At 39.8% G+C, this 11,581-nt stretch carries 8 protein-coding genes; all 8 read left to right on the top strand.

The genetic code is table 11. From position 1 onward, the window contains the following. The first annotated feature begins 146 nt into the window (after positions 1 to 146). The 8 genes from BN338_RS07280 (at position 147) to BN338_RS07245 (ending at position 10,979) form a co-directional block, all read left to right on the top strand. Complete coding sequence (locus BN338_RS07280) at positions 147 to 1,451, top strand: BID domain-containing T4SS effector (protein WP_039760536.1); 1,305 nt, start codon at positions 147 to 149, stop codon at positions 1,449 to 1,451. A gap of 306 nt (positions 1,452 to 1,757) precedes the next feature. Then, on the top strand, positions 1,758 to 3,551 hold the full coding sequence (locus tag BN338_RS07275; RefSeq protein WP_039760534.1) for a BID domain-containing T4SS effector: 1,794 nt from the start codon (positions 1,758 to 1,760) through the stop codon (positions 3,549 to 3,551). Between the two features lie 336 nt (positions 3,552 to 3,887). Next, positions 3,888 to 4,928 (top strand): Fic family protein, encoded by a 1,041-nt coding sequence (locus tag BN338_RS13205; RefSeq protein WP_244427630.1) that lies wholly within the window; start codon positions 3,888 to 3,890, stop codon positions 4,926 to 4,928. Next, a complete protein-coding gene (locus BN338_RS13200) occupies positions 4,883 to 6,259 on the top strand; it encodes a BID domain-containing T4SS effector (protein WP_244427629.1) in 1,377 nt (458 codons plus the stop codon). The genes BN338_RS13205 and BN338_RS13200 overlap by 46 nt, the downstream gene beginning before the upstream one ends. A gap of 830 nt (positions 6,260 to 7,089) precedes the next feature. Beyond that, positions 7,090 to 8,661 carry a murein biosynthesis integral membrane protein MurJ gene (gene murJ, locus BN338_RS07260; RefSeq protein ID WP_039760532.1) on the top strand — a complete coding sequence of 524 codons (1,572 nt, stop codon included), beginning with the start codon at positions 7,090 to 7,092 and terminating at the stop codon, positions 8,659 to 8,661. 60 nt (positions 8,662 to 8,721) lie between these two features. After that, positions 8,722 to 9,792, top strand: coding sequence for a tryptophan--tRNA ligase (trpS, locus tag BN338_RS07255; protein ID WP_039760530.1), 1,071 nt, complete (start codon positions 8,722 to 8,724; stop codon positions 9,790 to 9,792). A 63-nt stretch (positions 9,793 to 9,855) separates the two neighbouring features. Beyond that, complete coding sequence (locus BN338_RS07250; RefSeq protein WP_039760528.1) at positions 9,856 to 10,347, top strand: universal stress protein; 492 nt, start codon at positions 9,856 to 9,858, stop codon at positions 10,345 to 10,347. A gap of 59 nt (positions 10,348 to 10,406) precedes the next feature. Next, positions 10,407 to 10,979 carry a NifU family protein gene (locus BN338_RS07245; protein ID WP_039760526.1) on the top strand — a complete coding sequence of 191 codons (573 nt, stop codon included), beginning with the start codon at positions 10,407 to 10,409 and terminating at the stop codon, positions 10,977 to 10,979. The last annotated feature ends 602 nt before the right edge of the window (positions 10,980 to 11,581 follow it).

Here is an 11,581-nt window from a genome sequence, read left to right as displayed (position 1 = left end):
CAAAGATCCATTAAACTTATTGTGAATAGCGCAGATCTTTGGAGCTCATTCAGTTCGATATCTTCCTTTGTCTCAAAGTGATCAAAGCTTAAAAGGCAAGAGTCCCCAAAGAGGTTTTCTAAAACAATTTTTGAAAGGAAACATGCATGAAAAAAGACCACCTTCATCCTTTTCCATCCTCTTCAATACAAGAACTTATAAAGCTTTATGAACAAGCAGCGGCAGAGGTCTCAGGTCCAGCAGCCCCAGCCCCACTCCCTAAAGAAAAACCTTCAAAAAGCAAAAGACTGTCAACAATACCGGAAGAAGGTGAGGAAAGACAATCTCTTTTAAGAGCAGAAACTGTTACGGAGGAAGTTGCACCATCATCCGTTAGAATGACACATTCACCAATGCCTCTCACAAGAAGCAGCTCGACCAAAAGTCCGCAAGAACCTGAAACGACACGTGCAACAGTTACTTCACAAAGAAAAACAAGAATCCTCTCAGAGGAAGAAATCATTCAATTGCTTCCACACCATTCATTGGTTCGAACATATCAAGAAGAAATTCAACGTTTATCCGCAAGTGCCTATGGCAACTCCGATATTTTGCAAGAAAAAATGCAAGAAATTCAAAGAAATCCCGCAGCTGGAGAGGAACTCTCATGGCGCATGACAGCCCATCCTGAAAGTCTTGCGAAACTTTCCGGCACCAACATGTTTGGCTTCAAAAATCGAGCGCGCCGACAAGCAGAAGAGAGTTTTTCCGCCCTATGTGTCACCGTTGATGGTTATACAGAAGCTGTCAAACAGGCAAGAGAGAGCCTATTACAATCTCCAGAGCAAGAACTCAAAAACTATGAACACCTCATGGGAAAGGCGGCCGTCGCTAAACTTCTGAAAAAACCAGATCACCGTGAAAAAGAAAGCCTTTCAGAGGCAGAAATTTCTACCCAAATTCACCAGCATTCAAAAGTCAGAAGACACCATGCCCAAATCCAATATTGGTGTAAAGTTGTTTTTGGCAACGAAAACATTTTGCAATCACAAATAGAAGAGCTTTTCCAAAACCCTGAAACGATAGAACAGCTCGCACAACAACTTGCTGGAAATCCTAAGTCTTTCAACAAATATGCTGGTCGCAACTTTTGTGGCTTCAAAAATCAAGCACGCAGACATGCTGAATCAGGGCTTTCTCACCTCATTGACGCCACTGACAATTATGCAACAGCTGTAGCACAAGTAAGAGAAAGCCTTTCACAAACTCAGCAGACAAACCAAGAACGCCATGAAGCATCTTCTGAAAGAGCGCAAGTCTTGCATCAAAAACAAAGCGTCTCACAGTCTGTGCAACGCCCTGAAACTTCAACAGTAACGCATGAACGAGCAACGACCTCTACGCAACAAGAAGAAACAGATTTTCGTCCTCGCAAAACTGCCAGCCCCAAAGCAGTAGCTTTTGCCAGCTAAACAAACGTAATTTTTCACGCTGAATCCAGCGTCTTGGCGCAATCATGACAAAGGTGGTTTGCGCCAAGAAAGAGAAGGCGTTGAAACAAAATTCATTCTCCTACCACTTAATCTAACCACTTGATAAAACAGTATTGAGAAAGTGATTATAATCGGCCCTAAGAAAGTAAAATCTTTTGCACTTATTCAGTTTCATTTCCTCTCTCATACAAAGTAAATGAAAAAGCCTAAAACAGGATAAACACCAACACACATTCTTAAATAGTAATTAGAAAACAATATTGAAAGAACTTGAAAGGAACATGCATGAAAAAAAGAAATCCCTCCCCTTTTATCACCCAAATGATGGCAAAATTTCAACAACAGGCTGAACAATCTCCTACCACCCCCTCTCATTCTCAAGTTTCTCAAAGTGGGCCAAACCCACCTATACAAAAACGCCCAGAGAATTTGTCACATCCCCCAAAGGTTGCACCACCGCCCCCCCCACGTATAAGAGAAAAAACGCCAGCCGACACAATGATCCAAAAACCTGAAACCCAAGAGAGCCTCTCCACGCGCATAAAAACGGCTCCACAAAGACCACCACGTGCAAAAGATAGAGAACAAAACAAAACAGCGGCTCAAGAAGCCCCCTCTCTACAAACGGAAATGGCTCCGCCCAAACCCCCACGCATAAAAGATAAAACACCAAGCGACCCAACAATCCAAAAGCTTGAACCCCAAGAAAGCCCTTCCACGCGCATAAAAACGGCTCCACAAAGACCACCACGTGCAAAAGATAGAGAACAAAACAAAACAACGGCTCAAGAAGCCCCCTCTCTACAAACGGAAATGGCTCCACCCAAACCCCCACGCATGAGAACAAAAGTGCAAACCAACACAAAAAACCAAAATCCGGAAACTCTCGCCCCAAGTGTTAGACCCAAAACACCACAGCACAGGCAAGTCAGGCAGCAAAGCAGTTCATCATCACAGGATAGTGAACCATATGCAGTACCTCGTTTAAGAAAAACACACCCAATAGAAGACAGACAAAAAAGCGACACTGTCGTCCAAAAAGTAGCCTCGACCCCAACAGCAATTGAACAACCAAAACCGTCTCAGAAACACAAAACATCTATTAATAAAATGGAAAGAGAGATATTACTTTCAGCTTATCAAGAAGAAATACGCTTTTTGTGCAAAAAGGCTTTTGGTGACCGGCTTATTTTAGACCAAAGAATAGAGATCATAAAAGAAAACCCCAGTATGGGAGAACAGCTCCTATGGGATATCACAGAACACCCTCAGTCTATTTCTAAGCTTGCTGGTCGAAAAGTTCTTGGCATAAAAAACGGAACACGCAAACAAGCTGAAGAAACTCTTCCTACCCTCTGTGCCGCTATTAACGGTTATGTATATACTGCAAAATATACACATCACGAGAATATTTCACAAAATTCTCACACAAAACAACAACAGCATCAACAAGCGCAACGAGAAGGAGCAATTAGTCAACCCGCACGAAATCCACTCGATTCAGAAAAGAAAATCCAGCCTCTCTCAAACCAAGAAATTGCCCGCAGAGTTCAACAAAATCCATCGGTTCAATATAGTCAAAGAGAGGTTCAATATTGGTGTAAAATTGTCTATAGTGATCCATTTATTTTGCAATATAGAATGGAAGATATGCACAAAATTCCAGAGATGGGAGAAGAACTTGTATTTCAAATTGAAAAGGATTCTACATCTTTTGCTCCGCTTGCTGGTAGAAAAACCCTTGGCATAAAAAACGGAGCACGCAAAACTGCTGAAGAAAATCTTCCCACCCTTTGTACCGCCATTAAGGATTATGCTGACACTGTAAAACAGGTGAGAGAAAGTATCGTGCAAACCCATCAGGTAGAACAACAACGCCATCACCAACCGCTTACTGATCTGGATAAACAATTGCAAAAGCAGCTGCAAAAGCAGCAAAGCTTATCGCAGTCCCCGAAACCGCCTGAACGCTCAACAACAAAACCGCATCAAGAGCTTACAGAAACGTCTAGACAAGGAGAAAAACCGCCTATTCGACCGCACAGAGCCGAAACATCAAAAGCAATGGCTTGGTCGTAATAGTCTCATCACCATTGGCTTTTCACACAAAACTTTGGTGCAATTATTTTTCCAATATTGCACCAAGGATGGCGTGTAACATACAGAAAATTTGAACAAACTGTCATATAACAAAACGCATTGATAAAATTTTTACGATACATTTCATAAAAATTACCAGCATTCACGTTGTTCCATTATTAACTTAGGTTCCACGCAAATAAGATCAATTTTTTTCAATCATTCAAATAGATATTCTTCTTCAAAGAAAAAACGCTACGAAAATAATGTAAAGCAAAAAATGCAAAAAAGAAGATTTTTAAAAAACAAATATTAAAAACGTGAAAGGAAATATGCATGAAAGAAAACACAGAACATGGTGCCTCCTCCACAGAAGAATTGCAAGAACACCCCCCTGCAATTAATGCCGCCATTTCTAAGCAAATCAATGAAGAAGCGCAAAATTTTTTCTACCCCAATAGCAAGATACTTAAAAATAAATACCGCATCAAAAACAAAGAAATATTAATGGAACGGTGTTCTGATGATGTAAAAAAAGAAATGATCAAACTGCGCCAAGAACCTCCACCAGAGCAGTTTAATTCCTTCTATCTAAAATATCTTCATCAACGCCTCTTTTCCCGTGCATTTGAATGGACAGGACAAACCCGCGAAGAGCCTTTTACCTTTGCAGATAGCAGTGTTGCTTCCATGCCCATTTTGAAAAGAAAAGAATTTACAAAACCTTTTGCGATTGGCAGAAAAGTACAGGAAGGACTAGAAAAGTTAGATAAAACACTTGCTGAAAAAAATAATTTAAAAGGCTTATCCCGCGAAGAATTTGTTGAACATGCTGCTCAACTGATGATAGACTTACACCACTTGCATCCTTTCAGAGAGGGCAATAGGCGTACAAAAAGACTGTTTGTTGAAAAACTTGGACAAGCAGCAGGACATAAGCTAGACTTTTCACTTGTAAGCAAAAAACGCAAAGACTTTGTCCGCGCAGCTGCCATGGAACGTGGCGATCCAAAGCCTATGAAGCATCTGCTTGAGGATATCTCCCATCCAGAAAAATCGCTCATTTTACAAGAATTCACCAACTCTATGAAAAAGCTTGGAATGGGTGAAAAAAATTATTATCTCGCTGTTGTCGCAAAAGAAGGAGAGACCTATCATGGAACCTATAGAGGCTGTGGAGCCAATGGCTTTATGATGGATGCTCAGGGAACGCTCATCTTGGGAAATAAAAAAGACCTCACTCCAGAGCAAATACAAACATTAACAATTGGTGAGGCCTTCTCCTTTACAGCGCCAAAGGCTCAAAGCCTGCAAAAAACCAGCAAAAAACATTGGTTCCAGAAGAAAAAAGAGCCACCCTCAACAACGATAAAATAACTGAAAAGAACAAAGATAACGCCCCCATTCAAACAGAGAGAAAAGTAAAAGCCCATTTTGCACCATGGATTGCCTCTCATGCTTTACAGGACAGCGTTGAAGTTATGCCCCAAAATCTATCAGAAAAAGAACCAATGACTCAATCTTCTTCTATGGGGCAAACGCAAAAAAATTTCCAAGAAACCATTTCACAGACCAACAATACAGCAACAAATGATCTAATATCTGGCCAACTGACAAAGGAAAAACGCTCCGATCATCAAGAAAGAGCAAAACAACACCCCCAAAAAGCAATAGTATACTGGGATACGACTACAAGGAAAACGGAAACGGCCTCTCTCCCCTCATCGGAGAAATTATCCTTATCACCTGAAACCAAAGAAGAGCGCACAGCAGAGCAAATACAAACGTTAAAAAAAGGTGACGTCCTCTCCTTTACAGTATCAAGACCTCAATACCAGCAAAAAATGCTGATCCCCGCAGAAAAAATATCCTCTCTTACAAACGAAGAAATTATCACAAGGATCAAAAGCAACGCATCACTTCAAGAAAGAAGAACAGAAATCGAAACTTTATGCCAAATCATTTATGGCAATCGACATATTTTGCAGGAAAAAATTGAGAGGATCCATAAAAATCGTACAGAGGGAGAACAGCTCACCTATCAAATTGCCACATCTCCTCAATCGATTACTAAGTTTGCTGGGAGCAATATATTTGGCATAAAAAATAACGCGCGCACCAATGCTGAAGCAAATATCATGCCCCTCTGTAGAGCCATTGAGTGTTATATCAATATTTTTACACAAACAGAAAGAGACATTCTCCATGACCATCACGCAAAACAAAGACGCTGTGAACAGGCGGTAGAAATGCCTAAGGTTTGGATGCAAAATCTCCTTTCCTTGCCAAAAGAACAACAGCAAGAAACGTTATCAAACTCTCCTGAATTAAGGGGGGAATTAAGGAATTATATCAGAAAAATCAATGAACGCTTATCCTCAAGCGAGCACGAGGCGATAAAGGAAAATAATCCCGAAAAACTTGCGAAGAGTCTTGGGACATCTGCCATCAAGGCAAAAGAAATTATGGAGATCGTCCAGCAGACAAAAAAGATAGAACAAAACATATCCCCCATGCATTCTTATGACCGCCAATTTAATGAGCGCTCAGCACCAAACCAGCACCAATCTATCCAACATCCGTTGATAAAGAAAAACACTGAAAAAATATGTTCTAACATTCTTGATAAAGAAGCAAGTAAAGCACAGAAAGTGACAAAAAGCTTTCAACCACACACAACGCAGTACGCAAAAGCCATGACGCTCTAAAATTCATATAATTTTTAATTTTTCTCTCTCTCTGGTAGAAAAGGTTGCCTTTCCTTTCGGCCTTTATCGGCAAACCAATCGTGCATCCACAAGATGCCCAAACCATAGGAGAGCAACTTTATTTTCTCAGATTTTGCTCTCATCAACTGTGAAAAAAACTGAACAGAGCAATGATAAGGATTAAGATCATTAATCACTTTCATTGCTTATAACGCTCGCAACCGGAGGTGCTAAAAAAAAAGCAAAACGCTGTTGAAAGCTCACGTCTTCCTATCCTCTGTTTGCGGAATCTCTGAAACGGAAAAACCGCCTCATTTAGGGAGAATATAAAACCGTAGAAGTGAAAACCAATCACGAGCTTTGCCTTCACCTTTTAGCTCAAGCTTATAACTTTTAAAAGCACCGAAAGCACTGTCTTTTAAATCATGAAAACAGCGCATTGCTTCACACTTTTATTTTATTTGCGTTCTTTAATAAGATCACGCCCTTCAGGTAAAACAGAATGCCATTGAATTACACACAACATCACCCCCTAAAGAGCAATTATCATTATATACCCCTAAACTATTATGACATCGCTCCCATATTTCAATTTGAAAAAGAAATTTTAATTATTTTATGGCAACAAATAAAAATTGTAATGCAATAATAAAAGTAAGGAGCATTTTAAAAGTCTTCACACACCCTTGTTGACAGAAAGATAAACACCGTCGTAAAACACTGTCAAAAATATATTCTTGTATGGATATACAGATCAGATTTTCACGATTTAAAACGGTTTATTTTCCTATCAACGCTTTTCTTTTTTCTAACAAAACCGACATATCTTTATGACCTTGATAAAAAAAATTGCAACAGTTGCTTCCGGAACCCTGATGAGCCGTATTTTTGGCTTCGTCCGTGAAATGCTTATGGCAGCAGCGCTAGGAACTGGTCCTGTTTCTGATGCGTTTAATGCTGCTTTTCGTTTTCCCAATACATTCCGGCGTTTTTTTGCTGAAGGCGCCTTTAGTGCTGCGTTCATTCCTCTTTTTGCAAAAAAAATCACTGAAGATGGTCACGAAACTGCCTGCAAATTTGCAGAAGAGGTCTTTGGTGTTCTCTTCACGTTTCTATTACTGTTAACCATTGCTATGGAACTCAGTATGCCTTTTTTGGTACGAACCATTATTGCTCCAGGTTTTACCGAAGATGCAACAAAATTTAACGCAACAATTCACTTTACTGCGATCATGTTTCCCTATTTAACCTGCATGTCCCTTGCTGCCATGATGGGAGGCATGCTCAATGCTCTGCGACGCTATTTTATCGCCGCCATTGCCCCACTCTTTTTAAACATTATTCTGATTGGTGTACTTGCCTATGCTTGGATCTATCAACTTGATGCTTGGCATATCGGTTTAAATCTCTCCTGGGGTGTGTTAGCGGCAGGACTTCTTCAACTTGCCTTAATTGCCGTTGCTTTGCGTCAAAGCGGCATGAAAATTTTCCTCCGCCATCCCAATTTAACACCGAATGTTCGCAAGCTATTAACTTTAGCATTTCCTGCTGCTATCACGGGAGGCATCACACAAATTAATTTGCTTATCAATACTAACATTGCTTCTAGTCAATCGGGAGCTGTCTCTTCTTTGATGTATGCTGATCGCCTTTATCAACTGCCTCTCGGCGTGGTTGCCATTGCCGTTGCAACTGTTCTTTTGCCAGAATTAACCCGCGCTTTGCGAAGCAAAAAGCAGGAAGAAACCCACCATTTGCAAAACCGCTCTATCGAATTAACGCTATTGCTAACACTCCCAGCTTCCATCGCTTTTTTGCTGCTCTCCACCCCTATCGTCAGTTTGCTCTTTGAACGTGGACAATTTACCAGCCAATCAACACACCATGTTGCACAATTATTGGAACTTTATGGATTAGGACTTCCTGCCTTTGTTCTTATAAAGATCTTTATTCCCAATTTTTTTGCCCACGAAGATACTAAAACACCGATGATTTTTACCGGCATTTGCGTTTTCATCAATATTAGCCTCGCCTTAATATTATTTCCTATTCTATCCGCACGAGGCATTGTTATTGCTGAAATTACTTCTGGATGGGCTAATACACTCTTACTTTGGGGTGTCCTTATCAAACGCGGTTATTGGAAATACGACATCCACCTGATAAAGCGAATATCATGTCTCATGATCGCGACCCTTTTGAGTGCACTAGCCCTTTATTACGGATTAAATATGCTTGGATTTTTGTCTTTTTCTTTATCCTCACAAGCATCCTTTTTCTTGCGCGTCAGCACTTTAGCAGGGATTATGCTCGGCATATTCTTGATCTATTTTAGTGCTTATTTTTTATCTGCCCCTCGTTCCTTTTTTCACACACTCAAAAATTTGAAAAAACGCTCATAATATCTATACTTCGTCAAAAACAATAAAACGAATAACCTTAATTGGAGAAAGAACACGCCTATGGATACCTTCACACCACTTGTCTTTTCCGGCGTACAACCGAGTGGTCACTTACATCTTGGCAATTATCTTGGAGCCATTCAGCATTGGGTTGAACTGCAAAACTCTCATCACTGCCTCTATTGTGTTGTGGATATGCATGCGCTCACCGTCAATCCAGATCCCCTTACTTTACGCGAATCCACCAGAACAGTAACAGCAGCCTTTTTAGCCGCCGGTATTGATCCCCAAAAACATATTATTTTCAATCAATCACGTGTTTTTCAACACGCTGAACTCGCATGGATTTTTAATTGTGTTGCCCGTATCGGCTGGCTTCAACGTATGACACAATTTAAAGATAAAGCAGGGAAAGATCGTGAAAAAGCATCGCTTGGGCTTTTTGCCTATCCCACGCTGATGGCTGCTGACATTTTAGTTTATCGTGCGACACATGTTCCAGTGGGAGAAGATCAAAAACAGCATGTTGAACTCACACGCGATATTGCACAAAAATTTAACAATGACTATGCACAACGTATTGCCGAACTCAATTTTAGCATCCCTATGCAAACGAACGAAGAAAAAAGACAAGGATTTTTTCCTCTCCCCGAAGCACTGATTGGAACAACAGCTACACGCGTTATGTCCTTGCGCGATGGGACAAAAAAAATGTCAAAATCAGATCCTTCCGATTTTTCACGCATTAATTTAACCGATGATGCTGATCTTATCGCAAAAAAAATACGCAAAGCCAAAACAGACTCTTCTCCTCTTCCCGATACTCTTGCCGCTTTAAAAGAACGCCCCGAAGTGGATAACCTGCTTGGTATTTATGCCGCCTTAGCCAAAGTCAGCAAAGAAAAGGTTCTTGTAGAATTTTCTGGTCATCAATTTTCGCATTTTAAAACAGCTCTAGCCGACCTTGCCGTCCATAAGCTTGCACCTATAACAGAAGAATTACGTCGTCTTCATCAAGAAAGCAGTTATATTGACTCTGTTTTGCATGATGGCGCTAAACGTGCTAGTATGCTCGCAGAAGAAAATCTGAAAAAAATTCGTGAAATTATTGGATTTTTGCACGATACATAAAAACAATAAAACTAAAAAACGGTAGAGAGCAAAAAAATCGTTTGTACAAAATAGAGAAAGTGCATGATTTCTAAACCCAAAAATCCGAAAAAAGAACCCAAGAAAAAGAACTTAGTCATTATCGATGAAACACCAGAATGTCGGCGTGCCGTTGTATTTGCCGCACAACATGCCCAAAATACCAATAGAACTTTGGTTTTGCTTTGTGTTGTTGATAGTGCAGAATTTCAACATTTTCTGGGTGTAAACAATGTGATGCGTACAGAATCAACACAAAGTGCTCATAAAATTTTAGGAGACATTGCGAGTGAAGTTCGTACCTCTCATGCCCTTGAAACAGAAATAGTGGTGCGTGAAGGGAAAAAAATTGATGAAATTTCTAAACTGATCAACGAAGATAAAAGAATTGCCTTGATTGTTTTAGCAGCCAGTGGACATACAGAAGGGCCAGGTCCCCTTATCCAATTAATCGGGAATAAAGGAACCGCTTTTTCAATCCCTGTCATTGTTATTCCTAGTAATCTTGCCGATGAAGATATTAGGTCTATTGCCTAAAAATATAATATTCTAAAATGTAATGATCTTCTTAATTCTTCACTATAAAAGGAGAGTCTATGTTTATTCAAACTGAAACCACCCCAAATCCTGCAACACTTAAATTTTTACCAGGACGCGTGGTACTTTCCGAGGGTGTATTAGAATTTCGTGACCGTGAAGAAGCAGTTAAAAACTCACCTTTAGCAGCTAAACTGTTTAATATTCCCAATGTCAATGGTGTCTTTTTAGGTTATGACTTCATCACCGTAAGCAAAAAAGAGGGAGAATGGCAACATCTCAAACCGGTTATTTTAGGCACAATTATGGAGCATTTTCTGTCCAATGAGCCTGTTATCACCACCAGCGCTACAACACAAGCCCATGCCCTTAACGAAGAATTTTATGATGAAAAAGATGCTGATATTGTCTTAACCATTAAAGAACTGCTTGAAACACGTATTCGCCCTGCTGTTGCCAATGATGGTGGCGATATCACTTTTCGTGGGTTTGAAAATGGTATTGTTTATCTCAATATGCGGGGTTCCTGTGCTGGATGTCCTTCTTCAACAGCAACGCTCAAACATGGTATTGAAAATCTTTTACGCCATTTTATCCCTGAAGTTTTAGGCGTTGAAGCCATGCCACAATAAATATTGACCTCAATAGGTAAAATGACCACACAAATTGTCGCCCTTCAATAAGGCTTTAACATGGAATGCAAAAATCTTATGCCATTTTATCCTTGAAATTTTAACCGCAAGCCATGCTGTCGTAAGAATACACTACTGTTTTAAAAATCTATAAGTTTCCCTTTCACTTGTCCCTATGCTTTAAAATGGTTTTTACCCTCCTTTAGAAGCATAATTTGAACAAACCCATCATATACATGCAAGGACAACGCATGAGTAAGAGCACGCTTTAAATTTATTTTTTTTCATAACCTTGTCATGCAATTTTACCCCTAAAAGTACCGATTTGTTACAGAAAAAAGAAAATAGTATAAGATAGAGTACGCACTTATCCCCTTTGTCCCATCATTTTCAGTGTTTCCAACGATAAAATCCTGCAAAATTCCTTTTAGTAACCCATCGACAAAGATCACACTTTTACACCTTAAATGGAAATACTGCTTCTCATTTCAATTCCATTTATTGCATCAACCAAAACTATTTGCTTACACATCACAAATGAGATGATAACAAAAATTATTTTAAAAATACCTCTTATAAACATTTTCAAATATAAAGACTGT

Source organism: Bartonella queenslandensis AUST/NH15 (genome assembly GCF_000312585.1).
Classification (GTDB): Bacteria; Pseudomonadota; Alphaproteobacteria; order Rhizobiales; family Rhizobiaceae; genus Bartonella; species Bartonella queenslandensis_A.
Note: the sequence above shows the minus strand (reverse complement) of the source record. Positions and strands in the feature narration are given on the sequence as shown.

Coding starts and splice junctions, on each gene's coding strand:
- murJ (WP_039760532.1), top strand. CDS start 7,090: ATGACCTTGATAAAAAAAATTGCAACAGTTGCTTCCGGAACCCTGATG.
- trpS (WP_039760530.1), top strand. CDS start 8,722: ATGGATACCTTCACACCACTTGTCTTTTCCGGCGTACAACCGAGTGGT.
- BN338_RS07245 (WP_039760526.1), top strand. CDS start 10,407: ATGTTTATTCAAACTGAAACCACCCCAAATCCTGCAACACTTAAATTT.
- BN338_RS07280 (WP_039760536.1), top strand. CDS start 147: ATGAAAAAAGACCACCTTCATCCTTTTCCATCCTCTTCAATACAAGAA.
- BN338_RS07250 (WP_039760528.1), top strand. CDS start 9,856: ATGATTTCTAAACCCAAAAATCCGAAAAAAGAACCCAAGAAAAAGAAC.
- BN338_RS13205 (WP_244427630.1), top strand. CDS start 3,888: ATGAAAGAAAACACAGAACATGGTGCCTCCTCCACAGAAGAATTGCAA.
- BN338_RS07275 (WP_039760534.1), top strand. CDS start 1,758: ATGAAAAAAAGAAATCCCTCCCCTTTTATCACCCAAATGATGGCAAAA.